This is a genomic window from Candidatus Palauibacter irciniicola (assembly GCF_965208695.1).
Taxonomy (GTDB): Bacteria; Gemmatimonadota; Gemmatimonadetes; order Palauibacterales; family Palauibacteraceae; genus Palauibacter; species Palauibacter irciniicola.
Window position 1 is genome coordinate 516,020 of the sequence record NZ_OZ242352.1, and the last position, 25,686, is coordinate 541,705.

The following is a 25,686-nucleotide window of genomic DNA, read 5'->3' on the forward strand; positions in this document are numbered from 1 at the left end:
CCTGAAAGCCCGTCCAGCACCTGAAGACGTTCCCGCGGGAACGTCAGGGGTCAAGCAACCGGGCGCGGGGGAGGCTGGCCATCGCCTTGTCCAGGGTCAAGGTGTCCAGATCTGAACGCGCGTAGTCGTCGGCGATGAGCCGATCAAGCAGCCCCGCGCCGCCCGAGGCGTCCAGGAGCCTCATCACCGAGAGCCCGTTCAAAGGTGCGACCAGGCCGCTGCCCAGCACCTGGATCAGGGCGGAACGAGCGGCGGGCTTCTGCACGCCGAAGTGGTGCTGGAGGGCGACGTAGGCCTCGCCGATCACCTGATTGGAAGCCACCACGGTGGTGCCGTCGCCCACCAGCGTCGTCAGGTATCCCACCGTATGGGCAAACCGATCCCGGGGTCGGCCCGTGAGCAGGCGCACAAGGACGGAGGTGTCAATCCCGTAGCGAAGGATCATGTCGCTCGGAGCGGAAGGCGTGAACGTCAAAGGGCGCGATGTCGGGGTCGATTTGCTCCTTCAGCGGGGCCAAACGCGACAGATCGATCTTGTGTGGTCGTATGACGAAGCCGTGGGGCCCCTCCAGCAGTTCGAGACGATCGCCGGGTCGGACGCCCATGGCGTCCAGGACATGCGCCGGAAATGTGACTTGCCGCTTCGCCGTTACCTTGACGAGCATGGGTTTTCCTCCTCGCGTGGACTCCATTACCTTACGATAAATCTTATTTTCGTAAGGTAGCACGGTCAAGCGCCCCGGGCTCGCTTGACGACCGTTGCCTTGAGGAAAGATCATCTCGGGGTCCGCGACCATGTGACCTCAGCCCCGTCGAGCGCCCGCCATGTTCACGCCGGCTCGGAAAAAGCTCCTTCTGGCCGTGCTGGTGCTCTCCTTTGGAGTCCAGACGGGGCTGGTGTATTCGGACGTGCGCAGCGAGCCGCTGTCGAAGGCGGCGCGCGAGGGGCGTGCGCTCTGGCAGGCGTATGCCTGTCAAACCTGTCACCAGTTCTACGGTCAGGGGGGATTCCTCGGGCCGGATCTGACGAACGCCGCGAGCCGGGTTGATTCGACCCGGCTCGTTTCGTTGTTGACGGTGGGGAGCGGGCAGATGCCGCCGCTCGGGTTCAGCGACGGGGAGTCGGCGGCGATGGCGGCCTTCCTGCGCGAGATGGACCGGCCGGAGATCGGCCGCGGGGAGCTGCGGATGGGGACGCCGGGGGAGGGCGCGGGGGCGCAGGCGGCGTTCGAGCGGGCGATCGAGGCGGCGCTCGGGGCCGGGGCGCCCCGTGGCGCGGGATCGGGTGACGGGACGGATCGGGATCTGGCCGCGGTCGCCGCCGGGTTCGAGGCCTACCGCATCCGGCCGTGCAGCGCCTGCCACTTTCCGTTCCGCGACTCGCCCGTGGGGGCGCCGGACCTGTCGCTCGTCGCCGGGTCGCTCGCACCCGACTCGCTCGACCGGGTTCTGGCCGAGGGCCGTCCCCTGCTGGGCATGCCGCCACCGGTGCCGCCGCTCGACGACGCCGACCGGCCGGCGCTCACCGCGTTCCTCGAGTTCCTGGCGACCAACCGCGAGCAACTGGAGGCCGCGACGGAAGCGCTCGCCGCGGGCCGACGCCTCGACTGGGGCGCGCTGCCGTGGTGGGAGTACCCGTGAAGCCCTTCGCGGCCGGCCACCCCGCGCACCAGTTCGCCGTGCTGACCTTCATCCGCGGCGGGCTCATCGCGGTCGCGATCACGCTCGTGGGCGGCATCCTCGCCGCGTTCTACTCCGTGCCGTCGCTCGCGCCGTGGTTCCAGCAGATCGGCCTCGACCTGCGCCAACTGCGCCCGATCCACACGGTGTTCGCCTCGGCGTGGGTCTTCCTCGGCGGCGTCGCCGTCGTGTACCGTTTCCTCCAGGACGAGGGTCCGCCGACGATGGGCGACCGCTGGCGCCTCCGGGTCCAGGTTCTGACCTGGGCGGCCGCCGGCCTCGGGATCCTGATCACGCTCGGCCTCGGCATCGGATCGGGCCGCGAGTACGTCGGCTTCCACCCCTTCTTCTCCCTCCTCATCCTCGCGGGCTGGATCTGCTACGCGTGGAACTTCTTCCGCCTCGCCGGAAAACGGTTCTGGGAACGGCCGGTCTACGTGACGATGTGGGGCGTGGGGCTGCTCTTCTTCATCGTCACCTTCGTGGAACAGCATATGTGGCTGATCCCGGGGATCTTCGGAGATCCCGTGCAGGACATGCGGATCCAGTGGAAGGCGACGGGCACCCTCGTCGGCAGCTTCAACCTCTTCGTCTACGGCTCGGTGATCTACCTGGGCGAGCGGATCTCGGGGGATTCCTCCTACGGGCGCTCGACGACCGCGTACATGCTGTTCGCGGTGGGACTGCTCAACTCGTTCACGAACTTCGCGCACCACACCTATCATCTTCCGGGGCGGGAGTCGGTGAAGTGGATCGCCTTCGTCGTGAGCATGATGGAGATCATCGTGCTCGCGCGGGCCATGTTCGACCTGTGGCGGGCGCTCAGGACGCCGAGCGACCCCGCGTTCTGCGCGGCGCGCGGCTCGTTCGCGGCGGCGAAATGGTGGACGTGCGGGATCCTGTTCGGCGCGATCCTCATCTCCTTCCCGCCCTTGAACGCGGTGATTCACGGGACGTACGTCGTCACGGGACACGCGATGGGGGCGATGATCGGTATCGACACGATGATCCTGCTCGGGGCGGCGATCTGGATCCTGAGCGAGCACTTGCAGACCCGCGAGGGAGAGGACGCCTGGGACACGCTCCACACGCCGGCCATGCGCTGGAGTCTCATCGGGCTGAACTTCTCGGTGGCGGCGCTCGTGCTCTGGCTGCACGTGGTGGGGACGGCGGTCGGCGTGACGCGGGCGGTGCACGCGCCCGGCGAGACCTACGTGCCGCCGGACTGGGTGTCTGCCTGGAGCGGGATCGGGTTCGCGGTCTTCGGCACGCTGTCGCTGGTCTTCTTCGCGTGGCTCCTCGCGCAGCTCCTGCCGCCCGCTTTCCGGTACTTCCGGGTGTCGGAGGAACGGGCATGACGGGCGCGAGCGGGCCGCTGTGGACGCCGGATCCCGACTTCGCGGCGACGACGAACATGGCGCGCTTCACGCGCTACGCGAACGAGGCGTGCGGGGCGGGTGCCGATTCCCCGGAGGCGCTGTGGCGCTGGTCGATCCGCGAGCCGGAGGCGTTCTGGAACGCGGTGTGGGACTTCTGCGGCGTCATCGGGGAGCGCGGCGAGCGCGTGGTCGTCGACTTCGACCGTCTGCCGGGGGCGCGCTGGTATCCGGACGCGCGGCTGAACTACGCGGAGAACCTGCTGCGCCGCCGCGACGACGGACCGGCGCTCCTCTTCCGGGCCGAGGACCGCGTGCGCCGCGACCTCTCCTGGGCCGAGCTGTACGACACGACCTCACGCTTCGCCCAGGCGCTGGACGCGCTCGGAATCGAGCCGGGCGACCGGGTGGCCGGCTACGTGCCCAACATGCCGGAGTCCATCGTGTACATGCTCGCCTCGGCGAGCCTCGGGGCGACGATCTCCACCGCCTCGCCCGACTTCGGCGTGCAGGGCGTGCTCGACCGCTTCGGGCAGATCGAACCGCGCGTCCTCCTCGCGGCCGACGGCTACTTCTGGCAGGGGAAGCGGTACTCGAGCCTCGACCGCCTGCCGGAGATCGTGCGGCGCCTCCCGTCGGTGGAGCGCGTGGTCATCGTCCCCCACACGGATCCGGACCCGGACATCTCCGCGATCCCGGGCGCGGTCCTGTTCGACGACTTCGTCGGCCCGTGGAGCCCGCGGGAGATCGAATTCCGGCGGCTCCCGTTCGACCATCCCCTCTACATCCTCTTCTCCTCGGGCACGACCGGCGTCCCGAAGTGCATCGTGCACGCGGCGGGCGGCATCCTCCTCACCCACCTGAAGGAGCACCGGCTGCACGCGGACATCCGGCCGGGCGACCGCGCCTTCTACTACACGACCTGCGGGTGGATGATGTGGAACTGGCTCTCGTCGGCGCTGGCGAGCGAGGCGACGGCGGTCCTGTACGACGGATCGCCCTTCCATCCCGGTCCGCACGTCCTGTTCGACTACGCGGACGAAGTGCGCATGACCCAGCTCGGCGTGTCCGCGAAGTTCATCGACGCGCTCGGGAAGGAGGGCCTCCGGCCGCGGGAGACGCACGATCTCTCCTCGGTGCGGACGATGCTCTCCACGGGGTCTCCCCTCGTCCCGGAGGGGTTCGACTACGTGTACCGGGACGTGAAGCCCGACGTCCACCTCGCCTCGATTTCGGGCGGGACGGATCTGTGCGCGGGGTTCGTGGTCGGGCACCCGCTCCTCCCCGTGTGGCGGGGCGAGATCCAGGCGCCGTCGCTGGGCATGGACGTGGATGTGTGGGATGAAGAGGGGCGGTCGATGCCGGCGGGGAAGGGGGAACTCGTCTGCAAGTCGCCCTTCCCGTCGGTGCCGACGGGGTTCTGGGGAGACGACGACGGGAGCCGCTTCCACGCGGCGTACTTCGACATGTATCCCAACGTGTGGCGGCACGGCGACTGGATGGAGTGGACGGAACACGGCGGCGCGGTGATCTACGGCCGCTCCGACGCGACGCTGAACGCGGGCGGCGTGCGGATCGGGACGGCGGAGATCTACCGGCTCGTGGACCGGATGCCGGAGATTCTGGAATCCATCGTCATCGGGCAGCCGTGGGAGAACGACACGCGCGTCGTCCTCTTCGTGCGGCTCGCGGAGGGCCGGAGCCTGGACGAGGACCTGGAGGCGCGGATCCGGGGGGAGATCCGGCAGAACGCCTCGCCCCGGCACGTCCCGGCGCGGATACTGCAGGTGACGGACATCCCTCGCACGAAGAGCGCCAAGATCTCGGAACTCGCCGTGCGCGCCGTGGTACTGGGAGAGTCCGTCAAGAACGTCGAGGCCCTCGCCAACCCCGAGGCCCTGGAAGACTACCGCAACCGCCCGGAACTCCGCGCGTAGCAGGGCGACGCGGCCGGCGGATCAACGCGGCCTGTCCGCCCAGGGGTTGACCACTTCGATGCCCGTGTTCCGGAAGTCCCGCTCGTTCCGCGTGACCAGGGTGAGGCCGTGACGCGCCGCCGCGCCCGCCAGCATCGCGTCCGGCAGGTGGTCGTCGAGCGGTTCGCCTCGCCGCCTCTTCGACTCCATGATGCGGGCGCAGGCTTGGGCGTCGCTGAGGGTCCAGTCGAGGATCCGTTCGCGGAAGAGATCATCCAGAAGGCCCTGGAACCGCTCGGCCAGACGTTCCCGCCGCCGGCCGGCGTCCATGCGGCCGATTCCGTTGAGGATCTCCCACACCGTGACGGACGCCAGACCGACTCCCTGGGCCCAGATCCCGTCGAGGAACCCGGCCACTCGCGCGTCGGGAGCCGGACGCATCATCTCGGAGACCACGTTCGTATCGATGAGCCAGCGGAGGGGCTGCCTCACGCCTCGCCCCCGCCCTCATCCTCGAACACGAACGGCCTGTATCCGTGGCGAGAAGGCTCGGGCAGCTCCACCCCGTACTCCGATCCGAAGTACCTCTCGAAGACTTGCGAGGGTCTCGTCTCGCCGGCGGCGTTCTCCCGCTTCTCGCGAATCAGGCGGCGAACGAACTCCTCCATTGAGATGCCGGTGTAGCGGGCCTCCCGGCGGAGCCAGGCCTTGTCGCCCGGATCGATGTCCCGGACGGTAATCGTGTTCCCCATACGCTCCACTCCTCGAAACAAGCTGTCGGCGACGAGGAAGTTAGTGCTAGCATGCAGTGCTTGCAAGCTTCCGCGCGTGTCCGAATCCCGCGTCGAGCGCCGTGTTGCGGGCCGCGGTCGATCCAAAGCCGGGGGAGCCGTGCTACCTTGTTCGCATGACACTTTCGACTTTGGGTTTATCGGCTTTCTCCGTTCGGGGGAGGGTCTCGATGGTGCTCATCCTCGGACTTCTCGCTGCGTGGGCGTGCGGCGAGTCGGGGCTGGGGCCGGATGTCCCGGAGAACAACGTGGTTCTCGCGGGGAGCGGCGACTGGGGGGACGATCATTACGTCGCGAACTCGGCCTCGGTGGACGGACACGGGTTGACCGTCGAAGTCTCGTACGCGGGCGGTTGCCGGAGGCACATCTTCACCCTGGTGATCTCGGAATCGTTCATGGAGTCGGACCGGGTGCAGCTTGCGGCGGAACTCGTCCATGAGGCGAACGGCGATGCCTGCGAGCGCTGGGTGACCGACACCCGCGTCTTCGACCTCGACCTGGTCAGAACGCGCTACCAGCAGTTCTACGGACCCGGACCCGGCACGGTCGTGCTGCGAGTCGAGGGTCTGCCCGGGGAGAGCCTCGTGTACGAGTTCGCCGGATAGCATGGCCGTCCGATGGCGGTGCGGATGAGACCGGAGCTTCCGGGGCCGCGCTCTGCGCGGGGCGTCGCGCTCGCGGCGGCCGGGGTGGTGGGCGGATTTCTCGCGGCGGGAGGGTGTGTGGCGCAGGAGACGGCGGATTCGGCGGGGGGCGGAATCACGGCGGTCGAGGGGCTCGCGCTGGGGCACTTCACACTGGAGGAGCGGCCCACCGGCTGTACGGTCGTGCTCGCCGAGGACGGCGCCGTGGCGGGCGTCGACGTGCGGGGCGGGGCGCCGGGGACGCGGGAGATCGCCCTCCTCGATCCGGTGAACAGCGTGCAGGAAGCCCACGCCATCGTGCTCTCGGGCGGGAGCGCGTTCGGGCTCGACGCGGCATCGGGCGTGGTCCGGTATCTCGAGGAGCGCGGGATCGGGTACCGGGCCGGGGATCACGTGGTCCCCATCGTGGCGGCCGCGATCCTGTTCGATCTCGGCATCGGCGGCGGATCCCCTCGTCCCGGCCCGGAGTGCGGCTACGAGGCAGCCCGCGCGGCGAGCGCGGATCCGCCGGCCGAGGGCAGCATCGGCGCGGGGGCCGGAGCGACGGTCGGGAAGCTCCGCGGCCGCGGCCGCGCGATGAAGGGCGGGATCGGCACCGCCTCGATCACCCTCGAGGACGGCCTCACCGTGGCCGCGGTCGTCGCGGTCAATGCGGTCGGCGACGTGATCGATCCGGCCACCGGGGAGATCGTGGCCGGCGTCCGCACGGAGGACGGGACGGGCTTTGCGGACGCCCGCGCGCTGCTGCGGGAGGGCGAGGTGCGGCCTGCGGACGACGCGCCGGGCGACGACGCCTCCGTCGAGAACACGACCATCGGCGTGGTGGCGACGAACGCGCGTCTCTCGAAGGCCGAGATCACGAAGGTCGCGCAGATGGCGCACGACGGACTCGCCCGGGCCATCTACCCGGCCCACACCCCGAGCGACGGCGACACCCTGTTCGGCCTCGCCACCGGCACGCACGAGGACGACGCCGGCCTGTCGCGGATCGGCGCGCTCGCCGCGGACATGGTCGCCGAAGCGATCCTGCGCGCCGTCCGCACCGCCACCGGCCTCCCCGGCCTCCCCTCCGTGTCCGACCTGACGGACACCGGCAACTGATTGAACGCGGCCTGGTGAGCGCGCCGCTGGCGACGACGTGAGCACCGGCCTGTGGGTGCTTCTGGCGTATGCTGCGGGGCTCGTGGCGCTGGGGGCGTGGATCGGGCGCCGAGTCGCCGCCGCGGGGAGCTTCTTCGTGGCGGACCGCAAGCTTGGGCCGGTGCTGCTCTTCGCCACCGTGCTGGCCGCCAACCTCGGGGCGGGCACGACGGTGGGCGCGGCGGGACTCGGCTACCGGGACGGGCTCAGCGCGTGGTGGTGGGTCGGCTCGGCCGGCATCGGGACGATCCTGCTCGCCCTCTGGGTCGGGCCGCGCATCTGGAGGGTGGCCGCGCGCCACGGGCTCCTCACCATGGGCGACTACCTGGACCTTCGGTACGGCCGCTCCGTGCGGCTGCTGATCGCCGTCCTGCTCTGGTTCGCCACCCTCACCATCGTGTCCGGGCAGCTCATCGCCATGGCCGAGATCGTCGCGGTCGTCGCCGGCACCCCGCGCTGGATCGGCGCGCTCCTGGGCGGGATCGTCGTCATCGTCTACTTCAGCGCCGGCGGCCTCGTGGCGTCGGCCTGGGTCAACCTGGTGCAACTCGTCGTGCTGCTCGCCGGGTTCGCGGTCGCGATCCCGTGGGCGCTTTCCGACATCGGCGGCTGGGCCGCCATCGAAGCGACCGCCGCGCGCACATCGCCGGATTACCTGAATCTGTGGCAGGGTGGGGGGTCCGGCTGGGTCTACATCGCTCTCCTCGCGCCCGCCTTCATCATCTCGCCGGGGCTGGTGCAGAAGGTCTACGGAGCGACGGGTCCCCGGGCGATCCGGATCGGGCTCCTCGCGGCCGGCGTCGGGCTCGTCCTGTTCGCCTTCGCGCCTACGCTGCTCGGCATGATCGCCCGCGTGTACGATCCCGCGCTCGCGAGCCGCGAGCAGGCGCTCCCCATGCTCCTCGCCACCGCGCTGCCGCCCGCGCTGGGGCTCCTCGGCCTCGCCGCCGTGTTCTCCGCCGAAGTGAGTTCGGCCGACGCCGGACTGTTCATGCTCTCGACCTCCCTCTCGAAGGATCTCTACAAGGGATTCCTGAGACCCGAGGCGACGAGCCGGCAGGTGCTGCGGGTGGCGCGAGGCGCCGCCATCGCGGGGGGGACGCTGGGCGTGCTGCTCGCCCTCTGGCTCGAGAGCGTGATCGCCTCGCTCACCATCTTCTACTCGATCCTGAGCGTGAGCCTCTTCGTCCCGGTAGCCGCCGGACTGCACTCGCGGCGCGCCGGCGTGCCCGAAGCGCTGGCCGCCATCGGCGCCGGCCTCGCCGCGCTGGGCGCCGTGCACATCTTCGCCCCCGCCGACGCGCCGGCCCTGCTCGACCGCACGCTCATCGGCCTCATCGTCTCCGCCGCCGCCTTCGCCCTCGTCGCCGCAGTGCGAGGACACCGGCGAAGCGTGTGATTTCGTCCTTGCAAATCCGGCATCGCGTTCCGGATTTGCAAGGTTACGTCAGGCTCGTCGCCCGCTGGAAATCGCGTGAGGGCGGGGCTAACCTCCCGGCCAGATCACGGAAGAAAGGGCGGGCCATGCCTCCAACGGTGGGCGGACAGAGCGTGATCGGCGGAAGACGCGTCGCGCGCGCGGCGCTGGCCGGGTTCATCGTCGCGCTCGGCGCGGCGGGTTGTGGGGGTGAGGGGCAGCGGACGCTCTCGATCGCGACGGGGAACACGAACGGGCTCTACTATCCGCTCGGGGGCGGGCTCGCCTCCATCTGGTCGCGGCATGTGGACGGCGTGAACATGAAGGCCGAGACGACCGCCGGCTCCGTGACGAACCTCATCCAGGTCGCCAAGGGGGAAAGCGAGGTCGGCTTCACGCAGGCGGACGCCCTCGCCGCGGCGCTGGCCGGCCGAGGGCGCTTCCCGGAGCCCATGCGGCTCGCCTCCCTCGGGAAGCTCTATCCCAACGTGGTGCACCTCGTGACGACCCGGAGCACGGGGATCGAATCCGTGCAGGATCTCCGCGGGCGCCGCGTGTCCGTCGGCCCACCGGGATCCGGGAACGCGGTCACCGCCTGGAACGTGCTCGAGGCGATGGGGATCGGCGAGTCCGACTTCACCGTCCGGCAGCTCAACTACGCGCAGATGTCTAACGGGCTCAAGGATGGGACGCTGGATGCCGGATTCATCGCCGGCGGCCTGGGGATGCCCGCCGTGGTCGAGATCGGCGTCTCCCGGGACATGGTTCTCGTCCCCTTCTCGGAGGACGAGATCGCGACGATCATCCGGTCCGAGCCCGCCTACAGCGGCTTCCGCGTGCCACCCGGCGTCTACCGCGGCGTCGACGAGCCGGTGCTCACGCCGACGCTCTGGAACCTGATCGTCGTCCACCGCGCGATGGAGGAGGGACTCGCGTACGATCTCACGCGCACGATGCTGGAGCGGCGCGAAGATCTCGAGAACATCTCCGGCGTGGCGAGCTTCATCACGCCGCCCTCGGCGCGCGACGTGGGCGACTTCCCGCTCCACCCCGGCGCCCGCCGCTACTTCGACGAAGTTCTGGAACCCACGGCGCGTTGACGACCCGGCGGCCGCCGTGGCGGCGCATCCTCTTCGCCCTCCCGGTGGGGCTCTCCCTCTTCCAGCTCTGGCAGAGCACGACCGGCACGCTCTCGGCCACGCTCGGAAGGCCCATCCACCTCGCCTGGGTCGTCGTCCTCACCTTCCTCGCCAAGCCCTCGTGGACGGGGGAGGGCCCCGCGCCGCGCTGGAGCCTGTGGCTCGACGCGGGCCTGGCGCTCGTCGCCCTCTACTGCGGGTGGGTCATCGTCGGCTTCGACTACCGCGGGGTCGACCACATCCTGTACGGGCTCACGACGCACGACCTGATTGCGGGCCTGGTGTTCGTCATCCTCCTCTTCGAAGCGACGCGCCGGGCCGTGGGCTGGGTGATGGTCGCCGTGGGCCTCGTCTTCCTCCTCTACGCGGGGTTCGGGGACCTGCTGCCCGACGTGATCGCGAATCGGGGCTTCACGCTCGAGCGCATCCTGCGCTTCCAGATCTTCACGGGGGCGGGGCTGTTCGGGACGCCGCTGGGGATCGCGGCGGGGACCGTGTTCATCTTCGTCCTCTTCGGCGCGTTCCTCGAGGTGACGGGGGCGGGGCGCTTCTTCATCGACCTCGCCTTCGCCGCCGCGGGCCGGTTCCGGGGCGGGCCGGCCAAGGCGAGCGTCATCGCCTCCGCGGCCATGGGGTCGATTTCCGGCTCGGCGATCGCGAACACGGTGACGACGGGCGCGCTCACGATCCCGATGATGAAGAAGCTCGGCTATCGCCCAGAGCAGGCGGGAGGGATCGAGGCGGCCGCGTCCACCGGCGGCCAGATCATGCCGCCGATCATGGGCGCCGGCGCGTTCATCATGGCGGACTTCACGAACACGCCGTACCGGGAGATCGTAGCGCTCTCCATCGCGCCCGCGATCCTCTACTTCGGGTGCACGCTCCTCTTCGTCCACCTCATGGCCCTGAAACTGGGACTGCGGGGGATGAAGAACCCGCCGCCGGTGCGGCGCACGCTGCGCGAGGGCGTCCACTTCCTGCTTCCGCTCGGGCTCGTCGTCGCGCTCCTCCTGCTCAACTACTCGCCCCCGCTCGTGGGCGCGGTGGGGTGCCTCGCGGTCGTCGTCACGGGGATGGCGCGCAAGCGGACGCGGGTCGGCTGGCGCACGATCCTGGAGGGGCTGCGGACGGGCGCGGTGCTGGCGCTGCCGATCTCGCTCGCCTGCGCGACGGCCGGGATCGTCGTGGGCGTGATCGGCCAGACCGGGATCGGCCTCCAGTTTACCGAGTCCGTCGTGCAGGCGGCGGGCGGGCTGCTCTGGCTCGCGCTCATCTTCATCGCGATCGCCGCGCTCGTCCTCGGGATGGGACTGCCCGTGACGGCGGCCTACATCGTGATCTCCGTCATGGCGGCGCCGGCGCTCGAAGGGCTGGGGCTCTCCCTCCTCGTCGCCCACATGATCATCTTCTGGCTCTCGCAGACATCGAACGTCACGCCGCCCATCGCGCTCGCGGCCTTCGCGGGGGCGGGGGTGGCGGGTTCCGCGCCCATGCGGACGGCGACCCAGGCCGTGAAGCTCTCCCTCGGCTTCTTCATCGTGCCCGCGATGATGGCCTACTCGGCGCTGATCCTCGTGGACGGCACCGCCGTGACGGCCTTCATCTTCGCCATCGTCTGCACGGTGGCGCTGGTGTCGGCCGTCGCATATGCGATCGAGGGTTTCGCGGTGGCCGCGTGTAGCGTCGCCGAACGCGCGCTGTTCGCGCTCGCGGGCGCCCTCATCCTGGTCCCGAACGACCCGGTGCGGATCGCCGGCGTGTTGTTGGGGACCGCCGTGTTCGCCATACACGTCCGGAACACGCGGATGGCGCGAGGTGCTACGTAGGGGCTGGCGTCAGTCCCCGCGCGCCTCCGCGGCGGCGCGGCGCATCGCCTTTTTGCGCTCGATCGGGTCGAGCCTGCGCTTGCGGAGGCGGATCGCGTCGGGCGTGACCTCGATCAACTCGTCGTCGTTGATGAACTCGAGGGCGAGTTCCAGCGTCAGTTCGCGGGGCGGCTCCAGCCGGACGTTCTCGTCCGCGGCGGCGGCGCGCATGTTCGTGAGCTTCTTGCCCTTCGACACGTTGACTTCGAGGTCGCCGGAGCGGACGTGCTCGCCCACGATCATCCCGCTGTAGACCTCGACGCCCGGGCCGATCAGCATCTCGGCCCGCTCCTGCAGGTTGAAGAGGGCGAAGGAGACCGACGTTCCCGGGCGGTCCGCAACGAGCACCCCGCGGCGCCGGTGTTCCAGGTGTCCGGCCCGGGGGCCGTACTCGAGGAAGCGGTGGTGCAACTGGCCCTCGCCGCGCGTGTCCGTGAGGAACTCGGAGCGGTATCCGAACAGGCCGCGCGACGGGAGCTTGAAGTCGAGGCGCACCGGGCCCTGATCCGTCGGCCGCATCGAGAGGAGTTCGGCCCGCCGGCTCCCCATCTTCTCCATCACCACGCCGACCATCCCGGACGGGACCTCGATCACGGCCTCCTCGTACGGCTCGAGGATCTCCCCATCGGGCCCCTCGCGCAGGATGACGCGGGGGCGCGAGACGGAAAACTCGTACCCTTCCCGCCGCATCGTCTCCATAAGAATGGTGAGGTGGAGTTCCCCGCGGCCCGAGACGGAGAAGGTGTCCGGCGACTCCGTCGGCTCCACGCGAAGGGCGACGTTCCGCTCCAGTTCCCGGAAGAGGCGCTGGCGCAGTTGCCGGGTCGTGACGTACTTGCCCGTCCGCCCGGCGAAGGGGGCGTCGTTGACCCGGAAGTCCACCGAGAGCGTGGGCCGCTCGACGGCGATCCCCCGGAGACGGTCCCTGCGGTCGGGGTCCGTGATCGTCTGGCCGATCTCCACGCCTTCGAGTCCCGCCAGCGCCACGATGTCGCCGGCGCTCGCGCGGGGCGTTTCGACCCGCTTCAGCCCGTCGAAGCCGTAGATCTTGAGCACCCGGGCCGGGAGCGCCTCGTCCGCGGGCACGGCCCCGGGCTCTCCGAGCGGAAGGAGCACGACCCCGTCCCCCTCGGCCACCGCGCCCCGCTCGATGCGGCCGATCGCGATCCGCCCCACGTAGCTCGAGTGATCCAGCGTCGAGGCGAGCATCTGGAACGGTCCCTCGGGGTCGCCGGCGGGGGAGGGAACCGCCGCCACGATCGTCTCGAACAACGGCTCCAGGTCTCCGCCGCGCGCCTCGCTGTCCGGCGATGCCCAGCCCTCGCGCGCGCTCGCGTAGAGGAACGGGGCGTCGAGCTGGGCTTCGGTGGCGTCCAGTTCAAGGAACAGTTCCAGCACATCGTCGTGCACTTCGTCGGCGCGCTGGTCGGGCCGGTCCACCTTGTTGATCACGACCACGGGCGCGAGCCCCAGCGCGAGGGCCTTGCGCGTGACGAAGCGCGTCTGCGGCATGGGCCCCTCGGCCGCGTCCACGAGGAGGAGCACGCCGTCCACCATGCGGAGGATGCGCTCGACCTCGCCGCCGAAGTCTGCGTGGCCCGGCGTGTCGACGATGTTGATCCTCGTCTCGCCCCAGCGCACGGCGGTGTTCTTCGACAGGATCGTGATGCCGCGCTCGCGCTCCAGCGGGTTGGAGTCCATGACGCGTTCCTCGACCCGCTCGTGCGACTGGAAGGCGCCCGCCTGCCGCAGCATGTGGTCGACGAGCGTCGTCTTCCCGTGATCGACGTGGGCGATGATCGCAATGTTCCTGATCTTCCCGGGCGGGGACGCCAAGCAGGCCTCGACTTCCGCGTACTCGCGGTTGGGGGAAACGGCGGGGAAACGGGGGATATTCTACCGTCGCCGGCGCCCAACGACAAAAGCTCTGCGCGGCGGCGAAGGCGTGTGCATGGGGGCGAGGGCGACACTAGGTTGCCGCGGCGATTCTGGCAGGGCCGGAGGTGCGAGCTGAGAACAAAAAAGTGGATGGCGGTGGCCGGACTGTCGGTCGTCTTCGTGTGGGTCTCGATCTGGTTGCGATTCCGGGAGTCCGGGCCTCCGCCGCCGCCCCCCGAACCTGCCGATCTCCGCCTGTGGGATTTCCTGGGTTGCCGGCACCTCCAGTTCGATATCTGGCTCGCGGATGAGGGTGGCGAGCCTCCCGAGGCCGATCCGCCGGTCGTACGGTCGCTCATGCTGTTCGCCGACTCCGTCGACGCGTACGGGAGGGAGATGACCGCCTACAAGGCCGTCCCTCTCGCGGGAGACGGAGACCTCTCCGGCATGGAGACGCGCTGGTTCACGCGGGCCGACACGCTCTGGGTCGTGTGGTCGAGTCCGGAGGTGCGGGGCGCGGTGGCGCTGCGCCGCAGTCGCGGGGACATGGTCGGACGGGCGGTGGCGCGTCTACGAGGGCAGGCGGCCGCCGCATCTCCGGCGGGTGATGCCTCGGTTCAGGCCCGGGCGACGTCCTGGGCGGTGAACTGCCACTCGCTGCGTCCCAACCGGATCGGCCCCGTCGACCGCTAGCCCGCTGCACGCCGGCCCCGCCGTACGGCCAGGTCCTGGCTAGCGGCTTCAGAGGAAGGAGGGATCGAAGCCGTCGGAGGCTTCTTCATCCTCCTCGCGGACGAGGGTGAGGATCGCGCCCTGCGGCGCGACGAGGTACTGAGTGCCCTCGAAGGTGATCTCCACCGCGGCTTTCCGGAAGAAGAGGGCGTAGTCTCCCGGCCGTGCCTGCATCGGGAGATAGCGGGCCTCGGTGGCGCCGATCTTCCAGGGCTCGTCCCCGAGTTCGGCGGGCGGACCGACCGGCGTCCCCGGGCCGACGGCCACGACCGTCCCGGCCTGGACGGCCTGCTTGTCGATCGCGGTGGGTGGGAGGTAGAGGCCGACGTTCGTGCGGTCCTCGCCCTCCAGCGGTTCGATGAGCACGCGGTCGCCGACGACGATGAGTTTCTTCTCGCTCATGCGGCAGGATAGGGAACGGGGGTGGCCCCGGACAGGCTCATCGGCCGGTCCGCGAGCGTTCGCCGGCGATGAAGCTGTCCACGCTCTCCGGGACGAGGAGGTTGTCGGCGATGCGGGCGATCTCCTCCGCCTCCCGCCACCGCGCCTCCAGTTCCTTCAGTTCTCCCTCCAGCGCCTCTCGCTCCGCCTGCTCGTGCGTCGCCATCTCGATGGCCAGCCGCATGTCCACCTTCAGGCCCGCGAGGGTTCCGGGAAGCGGCTTCATGAGATTCTCGACCTTCTTCGGGGGAAGATCCGCCTTTCCCGAGCCGGAGAAGTCGCTCATGGCGCGGCGAGCCGCCCCCGGCAGGAAAGCCTCCGGATGGCCGGCCTCCTCGATCCGCTCGACCGCGGCGCGGATCGCCTTCCGGGCCCCGCCACTCCGGTTGGCGTGGGCCATCAGCTGGCCCGCGAGGCCGATCGCTTCGCTCCCGTGCACGATCATCGTATGCCGGCGGTTCTTGCGCTTGCGGGTCTTCCCCCACTTGTCCCAACCCGGGATGTGATCCACGCGGAGGTCCCACCCCGACGCGTCGGGGCTGGGTACCAGGCGAGACGTGTAGAGGTGCTTCCGTTGTATTCGGATGGGATCGCCGTGCTCGTCCCTGAGACGGAGAAGGACGCGATCGCGATACCAGGCTTGAGCCCCCTGAAAGAGCCCCGGGAAGATGCCGCCCATCGCGAACCCGGCGATCGTGCCGCCGACTACGACCGCGCCCGCCGCCGTCCCGACGGCCCCGGTGACGAGCACGGCCCGCCGGCGCCGCCGGCCGAACTGGTCGCCGTAGCGCCAGGCGGCGAACTCCTGGCGGACGGGGTCGCCGACGCGGACGAGTTCGAGGCCCTCCTTCAGCTTCGCGAGGCCGATGTTGTCGGAGGCGACCCGCATGCGGGTGGTCTCGAAGGCGCGCTCGCAGGCCTCGATCGCCTCCCAGCGCGTCTCCAGCGGCGAGAGGTTCCAGCGTTCGCAGCGCCGGCACACGACCCATAGCCGTCCCTTGGCGCCGTCGAAGGCGAGACGGCGGCCGACCGGGAACTCCTCGATGGCCTCGTTCCGGTCGAGGTCGCCGTGGCAGAAGATGCACGTCGTGTACATCAGGCGTTCTTCGTCGCGTTTGCGGGTTCGACGTCGGGCCGCGCGAGGTCGCCGCCGGGACGGGCACGCTCATCCTCGATGAAGTCCTCGACGCTGTCCGGAACGAAAAGGTTGTCGGCGATCCGGGCGATCTCCTCCGCCTCCCGCCACCGCGCCTCCAGTTCCTTCAGCTCCCCCTCGAGCGCCTCGCGCTCGGCCTCCTCGTGCGTCGCCATCTCGATCGCCAGCCGCAGACCGGGGGTCAGACCCGCGAGGGAACCGGGCAGGGGCTTCCGGAGCTTCTCCAGCTCCCTGGCGGCAACTTCCTCCCGGCGGCGGTCGCCGAGAGAGGGAGAACCGCGCGTAACAAGGCCGGAACGCCGGATGGCGCGCTGCGCCAGCTCCGCGGCTTCCGGTAGAAACGCCTCCGGATGTCCGGCACGCTCGATGCGGCGCACGGCCCCGCGAATCTCATCCTTCTTGCCCCCGCGGCGGTTGGCCTGCGCCATCAGTTGCCCGGCGAGCCCGAGCGCCTCGCGGCCGTGCACGATCATCGTCTTCCGCCTGCTCCCTCCCTCCCGGCCGGGAAGGTGATCGACGCGCAGCCCCCAGCCGCGTCCCCCTTCATCCGGCACGAGACAGGATGTGTAAAGGTGTTTTCGCTGGATCCGAACCGGCGTGCCGCGCGGATCCCGGGTTCGCAGGATGACCCGATTGCGGTACCACCTCTGCGACATCCTGGTCCCGATCCACAGTCCGCCCAGGGAGACGAAGCCGCCCGCCCAGAGGGCCCCGACGGCGGCCGCCCCGGCCCCGGTGACGAGCATGGCCCGCTTGCGGCGCCGTCCGAACTGGTCGCCGTAGCGCCACGCGGCGAACTCCTGACGCAGCGGATCTCCGACGCGGACGAGTTCGAGCCCCTCCTTCAGCTTCGCGAGCCCGATGTTGTCGGACGCGACGCGCATGCGGGTGGTCTCGAAGGCGCGTTCGCACGCTTCGATCGCCTCCCAGCGCGTCTCCAGCGGCGACAGGTTCCAGCGCTCGCAACGCCGGCACACGACCCAGAGCCGTCCCCTGGCGCCGTCGAAGGCCAGACGGCGGCCGACGGGGAACTCCTCGATCGCCTCGTTCCGCTTGAGGTCGGCGTGGCAGAAGATGCAGGTCGTATACATGCGCCTCCAATGTCGTGGACTGTTCCGGCCGTGGATACCCGCGACGGCCGCCGCTTCATCGCCTCCCGTGACACCCGCCGCCGCGCGTGGCGCGCCCTCCCCGAGGCTCCTCCGTATACAGATTTGCGATATAAAGATGATCTTTATATCATGTTTCGACGGCGCCGGGGCGAGCTTGGCGCCGAGCTGAACGTGGACGGTCGAAACGAGGTGCCGCTTGCAGGCCACTCTCTCGAAGCGAATCAACGAGCTGCTCGTGCTCGCGGTCCTAGAGCGGGGTCCCGCGCACGGCTACCAGATCGCGCTCTCCGTGGAGGAACGGACGGGGGGCGCCTTTTCGTTTCAGCACGGGACGCTCTACCCGATCCTGCACCGGCTCGAGACCGACGGACACGTGCGCGGCAAGTGGGACGGGAAGGGCCGGCGGCGGAAGACGTACGAACTCACGGACGACGGCCGCGCCGAACTCGCGGCGGGGGCGGCGCAACTGGAACGGCAGTTTCGGGTGCTGCTGGAACTCTTCGCAGGGACCCATGCGGCCTGAACACCCGCTGGCCGATGTCGAACGGAGCCTCGCGGTGCCGCCGCGACGCCGCCTCGACCTGCTGGAGGAAGTCGATGCCGACACCGAGGCGCTGCAGGCGGAACTGGAGCGTCGCGGCTACGGACCGGCGCAGGCACGCCGCGCGGCCCTCCGCCAGACCGTGCCGGGCACGGAGACGCTCGCGCAACTCGAAGCGCAACATGCGCCGCCGCTGAGCCGCTGGGCGCGGCGTACGGGGTGGATCGACCGGGCGGAACGTCTCGGCATCGTCGTGGCCACGGGTCTGGCCGGGGCGGTCGCGTTCACGACGATCCTCCGGTCCGGCCCGCTCGGCTCCGCAGCCGTACTGGCCTGGCTTCAGGTCATCGTGGTTGCCCTGCTCGCCGCGAACTGGACCCGGGCCGCCAAGCATCTCTGGGTCGCCGGCGACCTGCGGCCGGATCTGCGACGCCAGCTATGGGAACGGCAGATCGGGCTCGTCGTCCTCGCCGTCGCCCTCGGGGCGCTGGGCGCCGCCTGGGAGGGATACAGCGCGTACGAAGCACTCGCGGCCGAAGACTTTGCCGTGCCGGCCATCGGGGACGCGGTCCGCCGCGTCGTCTCCTGCGCCGCCCTCGGGTTCGGAGCCGCCATCTTCGGGCTCTTCGGCTGGCTCGCGATCACCCCGCGTCTGATCAGCGATGAGACGATCGAGCGCCGCATCTCGACGTTCTTCGCCGGTTCACGGCTCGCACCGACCTCACCGACCCGGAGGTAAGGATGTCCTTCTTCGACTCACTCGGACTCATTCAGTATCCGATCTGGCTTGTCCTGGCGCTCATGCTGGTGCAGATCGTACGGGCCACGATCGACCTGTTCCGCCCCGGATCCCCGACCGTAGTCCTGCGTATCCACTCCATCCTGATTCTGGGCGGCCTCGCGGCGTGCCTCGGCGTCCTCGGGTCGCTGATCGGCGTCTGGATGGTGGCAGACGTCATCTCGCAAGTGAACGAGGTGAGTGCGAGCCTGACATGGAGCGGGATCCAGGTGACACTGGGGTCGTCCGTCGTCGGCTTCCTGATCCTCGGCGTGGCGTCGATCGCCTGGCTCGCCCTGCAATACGCGAGCGGCCGGCGGGATGCGGCGTGACGCGCTGATGCGGTTCCCAGGGCTCTTCACCGCCGGTTTCGTCCTCGCGATCGGCGCCTGCGCGCCGGGGCCGGAGGAAGGCCTCGGGGGCATGTCGCGGCGCGACTCGGCGGGGGTGGCGATTTCCGACAACGAATCCGCCGACGCGCCGTTCGCGGGCGGGGCGGTGCACATCGCGGACCTCATGACGCCGGACAGCGCGCTCACGGCGCTCCCCTGGGGGGTGGTCGCGGATCCGACGGCCGAGCGGGTCTACGTGGCGGACGTGACGGGCGCGCGGGTCGCCGTGTTCGACGGCGCGGGGGCGTTCGTGGAGGAGTTGGGGCGGGCGGGAGAGGGTCCGGGCGAGTTTCGGGGCGTGTCCGCGCTGGCGCTCACGCCGGAGGGGACGCTCGTGGCGCTGGATGCGAGGCGGGGGGTGCTCAGCCGCTGGTCCCGCGACGGAGGGTTCGCGGGCGAGGAGCGGCTCCCCGCGAACTACTGGGGACCCGGGTTCGCGGTCGGCGAGGGCGAGGCGGCGGACTGGTTCGCGACCGTGGGTTCGGCCACGGCGGACATGTCGATGGACCAGACGCTGGCGGTTCACACGCCGGGCGGAGCGGAGCCGGTCCACGTGGTGCGGCGGGAACTGTCGCTGATGGAACTGCCGTGCGCCTCCATGCCCGCTCCGAAGGTGTTCGCGCCGGACGCGGTGTGGGCGAGCCGCGGCGACACGCTCTGGTTCGTGAACGGGGACGGGTTCCGGATCGACGGCTACGCGCGCGGAGAGGTCTTCGCCAGCGTGCGGCGGGCGGCGGCCCCGGCAATCCCGGTCACGCGGGAGATGGCGATGGCGTCGCTCTCGTTCGGCCCGGGCCCGTACGGGAGCCTCATGCGGCAGTGCGGGGTGACGGCCGGGGAAGTGGTCGACGCCACCGGATACGAGGAGGTGCTGTCTCCCATCGTCGGCTTCATGCCCGATCCGGCGGGCGGGCTGTGGGTGTCGCGGCGGACGCGCGGTCTCCTCCCCGAGGTCATCGATGTGGTCGGAGCCGGGGGCGGATACCTGGGGACGCTCGACATCGCCGCCATTCCCGTCGGATTCGTGTCGTCTTCGCGGCTGGTCGCGGTGCGGCCGGTAATGGAGACGGGGGAGATCCGAGTGTCGCTGTATGAAATCGGGACTGAACGCGGCGGCCGGCGGATCGGGCGCGCGCGATGGCCGCGGGCTCGCCGGGGGGAGCCCGCCCCCTCGGATCGGGTCGGTACTGCGCGGCGGGTCCACACAATCGTCCTCCGCCGCTGCGGAGGCCCCGCCCCGCCGTCCCCCGGAGCCCAACCCGGCGGGCCTGCGCGAGTTCAGCGACTGCGATCTCTGTCCGGTCATGGTGGAACTGCCGCCGGGCGGGTTCGTGATGGGGCGGGCCGAGGGCGAGGACCGGCGCCTGGGGCTCGACCGGGAGCCGGACCGGCCGGAGTTCAGCCGGGAGCGGGAGCGTCCCCGCGTGCGGATCGAGTTCGAGCACCGGTTCGCCATCGGCAAGTACGAGGTGACGTTCGACGAGTGGGACCGCTGCGTGGCGGCGGGGGGATGCGACTACCGGCCCGAGGACAGGGGGTGGGGGCGGGGCGACCGTCCCGTGATCCACGTCTCCTATCTCGACGCGGAGATGTACCTCGCCTGGCTGGCGGAGGAGACCGGCCGCCCGTACCGGCTGCCGAGCAGCGCCGAGTGGGAATACGCCGCCCGCGCCGGGACGACGACCGCCCGCTGGTGGGGAGACGAGGTCGGGAGCGGGCACGCGGTATGCGACGAGTGCGGGCTCGAGTGGGAGGTGGGGTCCACCGCACCCACGGGATCGCTGCCGCCGAACCCGTGGGGACTCCACGACATGCTCGGCAACGTGTCCGAACTCGCGGCCGACTGCTGGACGTCCACCTACGAGGAGGTTCCGGCCGACGGCTCACCCGTCCGCGAAGCGTCCCGTCACTGGAGCGAGGGCCGTTGCCTGCGCCCCACCTGGCGGGGCGGCGCCTTCAGCTACTTCCGCTGGACCGTGCGCGCGGCGTGGCGCAGCGGCGGCAGCATTCTCGCCACCGCCGAAGAGCGCCACGCCCACCCCCAGGTCGGCGGCGGGACAGGCTTCCGCGTCGCCCTCACCCTCGACGCGGCACCGCCGGGCGCCGCCCGCTAACCACTCTCTGCGACTCCCGCACCCGGCCCTGTTGCCCCGGCCCCGCGGCCCGTTCTAGACTGAATCCCCCCGGCCGACGGGCGGCCGGATGAGTCCCGTTCCGGGAGCTCCGTCGGCGCTCCCGCCGGCACAGGATCAGGAGTGGCCGCATGAAGCGCATCTCCATGACCGTGAACGGGGTTCGGCACGAGGCGGACGTCGAACCCCGCACCCTCCTCGTTCATTTCATCCGCGAACAACTCGAACTGACCGGCACCAACGTGGGCTGCGACACGTCCTCGTGCGGCGCCTGCACGATTCTGATGAACGGTCAGTCGGTGAAGTCGTGTACCGTGCTCGCCGTCCAGGCGGATGGCGCGGACGTCGCGACCGTCGAGGGGCTCGCGTCGAACGGCGACTGGCACCCGGTCCAGAAGGCGTTCCACGAGAACCACGGCCTGCAGTGCGGGTTCTGCACGCCGGGCATGATGATGGCCGCGGTGGGATACCTGGATGAGAACCCCGCGCCCACGGAAGACGAAGTCCGGCTCGCGCTGGAGGGCAACCTCTGCCGGTGCACCGGCTACCACAACATCGTCAAGGCGGTGCTCGCGGCCGCCGACGACATGGGCTCTTAGGGGAGGGGAGAGAGAACATGGCGACGGCTGAGAAATACGTTGGCGGCGGGGTCCCGAGGAAAGAGGATCCCAAGCTTCTCACGGGGCAGGGGACGTTCCTGGAAGGCCTCACGCTGCCCGGCATGCTACACGCGGCGCTCGTGCGCAGCCCGCACGGGTCGGCGCGCATCAACTCGGTGGACGTCTCCGCGGCCGCGGCCGCGGAGGGCGTGGTGGCCGCGTACAGCGGGGCCGACCTGGCCGACGAATGGGCCGCGGGGCTGCCCATGGCGTGGCCCGTGACCGACGACATTCGGATCCCCGACCACTGGCCGGTGGCGCAGGACGTGGCGCGCTACGTGGGCGACGCGGTGGCGGTGGTGGTCGCGACGAGCCGCAACGCGGCGCTCGACGCGGCGGAACTGGTCGAGGTCGACTACGAGGTGCTGGAAGCGGTCGTGGACGTGGAGGCGGCGCTGGCCGACGATGCGCCACGCGTGCACGAATCGTTCGACGACAACAAGAGCTACACCTGGGCGCTGACGAACGGCGACGTGGACGCGGCGTTCGCGAAGGCGGACGTCGTGGTCAGCGAGCGCTACACGCAGCCCCGGCTGATCCCGAACGCGATGGAGCCGCGCGCCGTCGTCGCGCAGTCCGTCCCCTCGACGGGCGACTTCACCGTGTGGTCGACGACGCAGATCCCGCACGTGGCGAAAGTCCTGTTCGCGCTCACCCTCGGCATCCCCGAAGGCCAGATCCGGGTCATCGCGCCCTCCGACGTGGGCGGCGGTTTCGGCTCGAAGCTCAACGTCTATGCGGAGGAAGCGCTCTGCATCGCCCTCGCGCGCCGGCTCGGAAAGCCGGTCAAGTGGGTCGCGGGCCGAAGCGAGGGATACCTGGCCACGATCCACGGCCGGGACCAGGTCCAGAAGATCGAGATCGCGGCGACCTCCGATGGCGACATCCTGGGATACCGCGTGAACATCGCGGCGGCCATGGGCGCCTACCTGCAGCTCGTGGCGCCGGGCGTTCCGCTCCTGGGCGCCTTCCTCTACTGCGGCTGCTACGGCGGAGAGGCGTACCACTTCGAGTGCACGGGCGTGTTCACGAACACGACCCCGACGGACGCGTACCGGGGCGCGGGCCGGCCCGAGGCCACCTACGCCATCGAGCGGGCGATCGACGCGCTCGCGCGCGAGGTCGGCGTGGACGCGGCGGAGATCCGGCGCCGCAACTTCCTCCCGGCCGGCGACATGGTGCAGAGCCCGGGCGGGCTCGCCTTCGACTCGGCCGACTACGAGCCCGCGCTCGACCGCGCGCTGGAACTGCTGGACTACGACGGGTTCCGGAGCGACCAGGCGGAGCGCAGGGAAGGAGGGGGCGGCAAGCAGATCGGCGTCGGGTTCTCCTCCTACGTGGAGATCTGCGGGCTCGCGCCCTCGCAGGTGCTGGCTTCGCTGAAGTACGCAGCCGGCGGCTGGGACGCGGCGACGGTGCGCATGCTGCCGACCGGAAAGGCGGAAGTCGTGACGGGCAGCTCGCCGCACGGACAGGGGCACGTGACCTCCTGGTCCCAGATCGCGGCGGACGCGCTCGGGATTCCGTACGAGGACGTCACGGTCCTCCACGGGGACACGCACGTGGCGCCGCACGGGATGAACACCTACGGGAGCCGCAGCCTCGCGGTGGCGGGGGTCGCCGTGCACAACGCGTGCGACCGTGTGGTCGACAAGGCGAGGGGGCTCGCGGCGCACCTGCTCGAGGTGGCGCCCGAGGACCTCGAGTACGAGGCGGGGACCTTCTCGGTGAAGGGGGTGCCCGACCGGACGAAGTCGATGCCGGAACTCGCCTTCGCGGCGTGGACGGCCCACAGCCTGCCGGAGGACTCGGAGCCCGGGCTCGAGGCGAGCTGCGTGTACGATCCGCCGAACTTCACCTTCCCCTTCGGCACGCACGTGGCCGTCGTCGAGGTGGATACGGAGACGGGCGCCGTGGACCTCGTCCGCTACATCGCGGTGGACGACTGCGGGCCCGTGATCAACCCCGTCATCGTGGACGGCCAGGTGCACGGCGGCGTGGCGCAGGGGATCGCGGCCGCGCTGTACGAGGAAGCGACGTACGCGGAGGACGGGACGCTCGAGACCTCGTCGATGGTCAACTACCTCGTGCCGTCCGCGGCGGAGTTCCCGTCCTTCGAGACGGATCGAACGGTGACGCCGAGCACCTCGAACCCCATGGGGGTGAAGGGGATCGGCGAGGCGGGGACGATCGGGTCGGCGCCGGCGGTGATCAACGCGATCGTGGACGCGCTCTCGCACCTCGGCGTGACGGACGTCCCGATGCCGGCGAGTCCGGAGCGGGTCTGGCGAGCGATTCAGGCGGCCCAGGGAGGTGAGGCATGATTCCCGCGTCTTTCGACTACGAGCGCGCTTCGTCTCTCGATGAGGCGCTGAATATGCTCGCCGCGGGCGGCGAGGACGCGCGGCCGCTGGCCGGCGGACATTCGCTGCTTCCGCTCATGCGGTTGCGCCTCGCGCGGCCCTCGCTGCTCGTCGATATCGGCGGCCTGGACGAACTGCGCGGCGTGCACGCGGATGGCGACTCGGTCGTCATCGGCGCGCTGACGACGCATCACGAGGTGGCCGGCGCGTCCGAACTCACGGGGGGCAGCGGCCTCCTCGCGAAGGTGGCGGAGGGGATCGGCGATCCCCAGGTGCGGCACCGCGGCACGCTCGGCGGCTCCGTCGCGCACGCGGATCCGGCCTCCGACCTGCCGGCTGCGCTGCTCGCGCTCGACGCCGAAGTCACCCTCGCGGGGCGCGGCGGCACGCGCTCGGTGGCGGCGGCGGACTTCTTCGTCGGTCCATTCATGTCGGCCGCGGCGGATGGCGAGATCGTGACCGGCGTCCGGGTGCCGACGCGCGAGGGCTGGGGCAGCGCCTACCGGAAGTTCCAGCGCCGCGCGCAGGACTGGGCGATCGTCGGCGTGGCCGCGGTCGTGAACTGGACCGAGTCCGGCATCGCGGGCGCCGCGATCGGGCTCACGAACATGGGCGGCACGCCGCTCCGGGCGCCCGGGGTCGAGGCGGCCCTGGCCGGCACGTCCGAGAAGGCGCAGATCCTCGCGGCGGCGTCGAAGGTGTCGGAACTCGAGACGCCCCCGGCGGATGAGAACGCGAGTTCGGAGTACCGCGTCCACCTCGCCCAGGTGCTGATCGCGCGCGCCGTGGCCGAAGCGGCCGGCTGTCCGGGGATGCAAGGAGGCTAGCGGCAAGTCAACGGAGCCAGGGACCTGCCGGCCTCACTGAAACCGCGTAGCCGTCCAGCCGCTGTAATGAAGTGAAATAGCAAGGTAAGTCCGTCCGTACGCTGGGTCATCGCGCGCCGCAGGGCCGCCACGCATCCCCCCTCCCGAAACGCTCCTCCGGCAAGGAGAAGCGCTTCCCGATTGCGGGCTCCGTGCGGAACGGATGTGTGCATATTGTATGTATATCGCAGCGGTTTACTGCCAAAACGAATGGTGAATAGATAATAATGTATTGTTTATACCTGGAAATCCGAGGCCGGGTCCTCTTGTCCGTGACGGGCTCGGCTTGCGCAAAGACTGCGACACCAAAGACGGTCCGGCGACTTGCGGCAGGAAACGGGGGCTGGCATCCTTGTCTCGCGCGACACATAATAGACTGGTGGCCTCTTGCCCCATCTTCACCTTTGGAGGATGCCTTGGAAGATCAGGAAGGCCTCAAGTCGACGGATATTCGAGTCCGCGACGTTCCGCGCCGGTCGTTTCTCGAAACGGCGCTGTACCTGGTCGGGGCAGTGGGCCTGCTGGGTGCATGCGGCGAGACATCGACATCCGATACGGGAGATCAGGATGGCGATCCGGTTGACCTGGATCCCACCGATTCTATCGACACCGATGGTGACCCCGTGGATTCCGACTGACGGGGCACGGTGCCGTTTGCGACTCTGAGG

At 70.2% G+C, this 25,686-nt stretch carries 27 protein-coding genes and 1 pseudogene; 18 read left to right on the top strand and 10 right to left on the bottom strand.

Annotation, left to right across the window (positions count from 1 at the left end; all coding sequences use genetic code 11):
- Nucleotides 1–43: 43 nt before the first annotated feature.
- Both ACOGI9_RS02105 and ACOGI9_RS02110 read right to left on the bottom strand, forming a co-directional pair.
- Nucleotides 44–445: a hypothetical protein gene (locus ACOGI9_RS02105; protein WP_419858252.1), complete on the bottom strand. Its 402-nt coding sequence runs from the start codon at nt 443–445 to the stop codon at nt 44–46.
- Nucleotides 423–665 (bottom strand): AbrB/MazE/SpoVT family DNA-binding domain-containing protein, encoded by a 243-nt coding sequence (locus ACOGI9_RS02110; RefSeq protein WP_419858253.1) that lies wholly within the window; start codon nt 663–665, stop codon nt 423–425. Before ACOGI9_RS02110 ends, ACOGI9_RS02105 begins: the two co-directional genes overlap by 23 nt.
- Before the next feature lie 160 nt (nt 666–825).
- On the opposite strand from ACOGI9_RS02110, the gene ACOGI9_RS02115 reads away from it, so the two are divergent.
- Genes ACOGI9_RS02115 through ACOGI9_RS02125 form a run of 3 tightly spaced genes read left to right on the top strand, consistent with a single transcriptional unit; the run spans nt 826 to nt 4,993 of the window.
- On the top strand, nt 826–1,641 hold the full coding sequence (locus ACOGI9_RS02115) for a c-type cytochrome (protein WP_419858254.1): 816 nt from the start codon (nt 826–828) through the stop codon (nt 1,639–1,641).
- Entirely contained in the window at nt 1,638–3,038 is a 1,401-nt protein-coding gene (locus tag ACOGI9_RS02120) for a cbb3-type cytochrome c oxidase subunit I (protein ID WP_419858255.1), read from the top strand. The genes ACOGI9_RS02115 and ACOGI9_RS02120 overlap by 4 nt, the downstream gene beginning before the upstream one ends.
- Nucleotides 3,035–4,993: an acetoacetate--CoA ligase gene (locus ACOGI9_RS02125; protein ID WP_419858256.1), complete on the top strand. Its 1,959-nt coding sequence runs from the start codon at nt 3,035–3,037 to the stop codon at nt 4,991–4,993. Before ACOGI9_RS02120 ends, ACOGI9_RS02125 begins: the two co-directional genes overlap by 4 nt.
- A 21-nt stretch (nt 4,994–5,014) precedes the next feature.
- On the opposite strand, the gene ACOGI9_RS02130 is transcribed toward ACOGI9_RS02125, so the two are convergent.
- The gene (locus tag ACOGI9_RS02130) at nt 5,015–5,464 is read right to left on the bottom strand and encodes a type II toxin-antitoxin system VapC family toxin (RefSeq protein WP_419858257.1); all 450 of its coding nucleotides are present in this window, start codon (nt 5,462–5,464) and stop codon (nt 5,015–5,017) included.
- On the bottom strand, nt 5,461–5,724 hold the full coding sequence (locus ACOGI9_RS02135) for a FitA-like ribbon-helix-helix domain-containing protein (protein WP_419858258.1): 264 nt from the start codon (nt 5,722–5,724) through the stop codon (nt 5,461–5,463). The genes ACOGI9_RS02130 and ACOGI9_RS02135 overlap by 4 nt, the downstream gene beginning before the upstream one ends.
- A 209-nt stretch (nt 5,725–5,933) precedes the next feature.
- Between ACOGI9_RS02135 and ACOGI9_RS02140 the strand changes: the two genes are divergently transcribed.
- The 5 genes from ACOGI9_RS02140 (at nt 5,934) to ACOGI9_RS02160 (ending at nt 11,929) form a co-directional block, all read left to right on the top strand.
- Nucleotides 5,934–6,368, top strand: coding sequence for a hypothetical protein (locus ACOGI9_RS02140; protein ID WP_419858259.1), 435 nt, complete (start codon nt 5,934–5,936; stop codon nt 6,366–6,368).
- Nucleotides 6,369–6,392: 24 nt separating this feature from the next.
- The gene (locus ACOGI9_RS02145; protein WP_419858260.1) at nt 6,393–7,508 is read left to right on the top strand and encodes a P1 family peptidase; all 1,116 of its coding nucleotides are present in this window, start codon (nt 6,393–6,395) and stop codon (nt 7,506–7,508) included.
- Nucleotides 7,509–7,545: 37 nt separating this feature from the next.
- Entirely contained in the window at nt 7,546–8,946 is a 1,401-nt protein-coding gene (locus ACOGI9_RS02150; RefSeq protein WP_419858261.1) for a sodium:solute symporter family protein, read from the top strand.
- A 152-nt stretch (nt 8,947–9,098) separates the two neighbouring features.
- Nucleotides 9,099–10,064: a TAXI family TRAP transporter solute-binding subunit gene (locus tag ACOGI9_RS02155; protein WP_419858262.1), complete on the top strand. Its 966-nt coding sequence runs from the start codon at nt 9,099–9,101 to the stop codon at nt 10,062–10,064.
- Nucleotides 10,061–11,929, top strand: a complete 1,869-nt coding sequence (locus tag ACOGI9_RS02160; RefSeq protein ID WP_419858263.1) for a TRAP transporter permease — start codon at nt 10,061–10,063, stop codon at nt 11,927–11,929. Before ACOGI9_RS02155 ends, ACOGI9_RS02160 begins: the two co-directional genes overlap by 4 nt.
- A 9-nt stretch (nt 11,930–11,938) precedes the next feature.
- Here ACOGI9_RS02160 and typA read toward each other — a convergent pair whose 3' ends face one another.
- Entirely contained in the window at nt 11,939–13,804 is a 1,866-nt protein-coding gene (typA, locus tag ACOGI9_RS02165) for a translational GTPase TypA (protein WP_419858264.1), read from the bottom strand.
- Between the two features lie 192 nt (nt 13,805–13,996).
- Here typA and ACOGI9_RS02170 point away from each other — a divergent pair, with 192 nt between their 5' ends.
- On the top strand, nt 13,997–14,539 hold the full coding sequence (locus tag ACOGI9_RS02170) for a hypothetical protein (protein ID WP_419858265.1): 543 nt from the start codon (nt 13,997–13,999) through the stop codon (nt 14,537–14,539).
- A 48-nt stretch (nt 14,540–14,587) separates the two neighbouring features.
- Here ACOGI9_RS02170 and ACOGI9_RS02175 read toward each other — a convergent pair whose 3' ends face one another.
- From ACOGI9_RS02175 to ACOGI9_RS02185, 3 genes are read right to left on the bottom strand one after another with little or no spacing between them, the layout of a single operon-like run.
- Nucleotides 14,588–14,980: a co-chaperone GroES gene (locus tag ACOGI9_RS02175; RefSeq protein ID WP_419858266.1), complete on the bottom strand. Its 393-nt coding sequence runs from the start codon at nt 14,978–14,980 to the stop codon at nt 14,588–14,590.
- 37 nt (nt 14,981–15,017) lie between these two features.
- Complete coding sequence (locus tag ACOGI9_RS02180) at nt 15,018–16,115, bottom strand: hypothetical protein (protein WP_419858267.1); 1,098 nt, start codon at nt 16,113–16,115, stop codon at nt 15,018–15,020.
- Nucleotides 16,115–17,266 (bottom strand): hypothetical protein, encoded by a 1,152-nt coding sequence (locus ACOGI9_RS02185; RefSeq protein WP_419858268.1) that lies wholly within the window; start codon nt 17,264–17,266, stop codon nt 16,115–16,117. The genes ACOGI9_RS02180 and ACOGI9_RS02185 overlap by 1 nt, the downstream gene beginning before the upstream one ends.
- Nucleotides 17,267–17,483: 217 nt before the next feature.
- On the opposite strand from ACOGI9_RS02185, the gene ACOGI9_RS02190 reads away from it, so the two are divergent.
- The 4 genes and pseudogenes from ACOGI9_RS02190 to ACOGI9_RS02205 all read left to right on the top strand — a co-directional run.
- Nucleotides 17,484–17,810 carry a PadR family transcriptional regulator gene (locus ACOGI9_RS02190; RefSeq protein WP_419858269.1) on the top strand — a complete coding sequence of 109 codons (327 nt, stop codon included), beginning with the start codon at nt 17,484–17,486 and terminating at the stop codon, nt 17,808–17,810.
- Nucleotides 17,800–18,567 carry a hypothetical protein gene (locus tag ACOGI9_RS02195; RefSeq protein ID WP_419858270.1) on the top strand — a complete coding sequence of 256 codons (768 nt, stop codon included), beginning with the start codon at nt 17,800–17,802 and terminating at the stop codon, nt 18,565–18,567. Before ACOGI9_RS02190 ends, ACOGI9_RS02195 begins: the two co-directional genes overlap by 11 nt.
- Before the next feature lie 2 nt (nt 18,568–18,569).
- Nucleotides 18,570–18,938, top strand: a complete 369-nt coding sequence (locus ACOGI9_RS02200; protein ID WP_419858271.1) for a hypothetical protein — start codon at nt 18,570–18,572, stop codon at nt 18,936–18,938.
- Between the two features lie 184 nt (nt 18,939–19,122).
- Nucleotides 19,123–19,404, top strand: a pseudogene (locus ACOGI9_RS02205) (6-bladed beta-propeller); the annotation flags it as partial.
- A 116-nt stretch (nt 19,405–19,520) separates the two neighbouring features.
- Here ACOGI9_RS02205 and ACOGI9_RS02210 read toward each other — a convergent pair.
- Nucleotides 19,521–19,652: a hypothetical protein gene (locus tag ACOGI9_RS02210; RefSeq protein WP_419858272.1), complete on the bottom strand. Its 132-nt coding sequence runs from the start codon at nt 19,650–19,652 to the stop codon at nt 19,521–19,523.
- Between the two features lie 39 nt (nt 19,653–19,691).
- A complete protein-coding gene (locus ACOGI9_RS02215; RefSeq protein ID WP_419858273.1) occupies nt 19,692–19,892 on the bottom strand; it encodes a hypothetical protein in 201 nt (66 codons plus the stop codon).
- A 197-nt stretch (nt 19,893–20,089) separates the two neighbouring features.
- Between ACOGI9_RS02215 and ACOGI9_RS02220 the strand changes: the two genes are divergently transcribed.
- The 5 genes from ACOGI9_RS02220 (at nt 20,090) to ACOGI9_RS02240 (ending at nt 25,656) form a co-directional block, all read left to right on the top strand.
- Nucleotides 20,090–21,112 carry a formylglycine-generating enzyme family protein gene (locus ACOGI9_RS02220; protein ID WP_419858274.1) on the top strand — a complete coding sequence of 341 codons (1,023 nt, stop codon included), beginning with the start codon at nt 20,090–20,092 and terminating at the stop codon, nt 21,110–21,112.
- Between the two features lie 149 nt (nt 21,113–21,261).
- The gene (locus ACOGI9_RS02225; RefSeq protein ID WP_419858275.1) at nt 21,262–21,729 is read left to right on the top strand and encodes a (2Fe-2S)-binding protein; all 468 of its coding nucleotides are present in this window, start codon (nt 21,262–21,264) and stop codon (nt 21,727–21,729) included.
- Nucleotides 21,730–21,746: 17 nt separating this feature from the next.
- A complete protein-coding gene (locus tag ACOGI9_RS02230) occupies nt 21,747–24,113 on the top strand; it encodes a xanthine dehydrogenase family protein molybdopterin-binding subunit (RefSeq protein ID WP_419858276.1) in 2,367 nt (788 codons plus the stop codon).
- Complete coding sequence (locus ACOGI9_RS02235; RefSeq protein WP_419858277.1) at nt 24,110–24,979, top strand: FAD binding domain-containing protein; 870 nt, start codon at nt 24,110–24,112, stop codon at nt 24,977–24,979. Before ACOGI9_RS02230 ends, ACOGI9_RS02235 begins: the two co-directional genes overlap by 4 nt.
- 455 nt (nt 24,980–25,434) lie before the next feature.
- A complete protein-coding gene (locus tag ACOGI9_RS02240; RefSeq protein ID WP_419858278.1) occupies nt 25,435–25,656 on the top strand; it encodes a hypothetical protein in 222 nt (73 codons plus the stop codon).
- Nucleotides 25,657–25,686 lie beyond the last annotated feature (30 nt).

Excerpts from the sequence above, each read along its gene's own strand:
- ACOGI9_RS02105 (WP_419858252.1), bottom strand. The coding sequence starts at position 445 with ATGATCCTTCGCTACGGGATTGACACCTCCGTCCTTGTGCGCCTGCTC.
- ACOGI9_RS02110 (WP_419858253.1), bottom strand. The coding sequence starts at position 665 with ATGCTCGTCAAGGTAACGGCGAAGCGGCAAGTCACATTTCCGGCGCAT.
- ACOGI9_RS02115 (WP_419858254.1), top strand. The coding sequence starts at position 826 with ATGTTCACGCCGGCTCGGAAAAAGCTCCTTCTGGCCGTGCTGGTGCTC.
- ACOGI9_RS02125 (WP_419858256.1), top strand. The coding sequence starts at position 3,035 with ATGACGGGCGCGAGCGGGCCGCTGTGGACGCCGGATCCCGACTTCGCG.
- ACOGI9_RS02135 (WP_419858258.1), bottom strand. The coding sequence starts at position 5,724 with ATGGGGAACACGATTACCGTCCGGGACATCGATCCGGGCGACAAGGCC.
- ACOGI9_RS02140 (WP_419858259.1), top strand. The coding sequence starts at position 5,934 with ATGGTGCTCATCCTCGGACTTCTCGCTGCGTGGGCGTGCGGCGAGTCG.
- ACOGI9_RS02145 (WP_419858260.1), top strand. The coding sequence starts at position 6,393 with ATGAGACCGGAGCTTCCGGGGCCGCGCTCTGCGCGGGGCGTCGCGCTC.
- ACOGI9_RS02170 (WP_419858265.1), top strand. The coding sequence starts at position 13,997 with ATGGCGGTGGCCGGACTGTCGGTCGTCTTCGTGTGGGTCTCGATCTGG.
- ACOGI9_RS02175 (WP_419858266.1), bottom strand. The coding sequence starts at position 14,980 with ATGAGCGAGAAGAAACTCATCGTCGTCGGCGACCGCGTGCTCATCGAA.
- ACOGI9_RS02180 (WP_419858267.1), bottom strand. The coding sequence starts at position 16,115 with ATGTACACGACGTGCATCTTCTGCCACGGCGACCTCGACCGGAACGAG.
- ACOGI9_RS02185 (WP_419858268.1), bottom strand. The coding sequence starts at position 17,266 with ATGTATACGACCTGCATCTTCTGCCACGCCGACCTCAAGCGGAACGAG.
- ACOGI9_RS02195 (WP_419858270.1), top strand. The coding sequence starts at position 17,800 with ATGCGGCCTGAACACCCGCTGGCCGATGTCGAACGGAGCCTCGCGGTG.
- ACOGI9_RS02200 (WP_419858271.1), top strand. The coding sequence starts at position 18,570 with ATGTCCTTCTTCGACTCACTCGGACTCATTCAGTATCCGATCTGGCTT.
- ACOGI9_RS02215 (WP_419858273.1), bottom strand. The coding sequence starts at position 19,892 with ATGAAGCCGACGATGGGAGACAGCACCTCCTCGTATCCGGTGGCGTCG.
- ACOGI9_RS02220 (WP_419858274.1), top strand. The coding sequence starts at position 20,090 with ATGAAATCGGGACTGAACGCGGCGGCCGGCGGATCGGGCGCGCGCGAT.
- ACOGI9_RS02225 (WP_419858275.1), top strand. The coding sequence starts at position 21,262 with ATGAAGCGCATCTCCATGACCGTGAACGGGGTTCGGCACGAGGCGGAC.
- ACOGI9_RS02230 (WP_419858276.1), top strand. The coding sequence starts at position 21,747 with ATGGCGACGGCTGAGAAATACGTTGGCGGCGGGGTCCCGAGGAAAGAG.
- ACOGI9_RS02235 (WP_419858277.1), top strand. The coding sequence starts at position 24,110 with ATGATTCCCGCGTCTTTCGACTACGAGCGCGCTTCGTCTCTCGATGAG.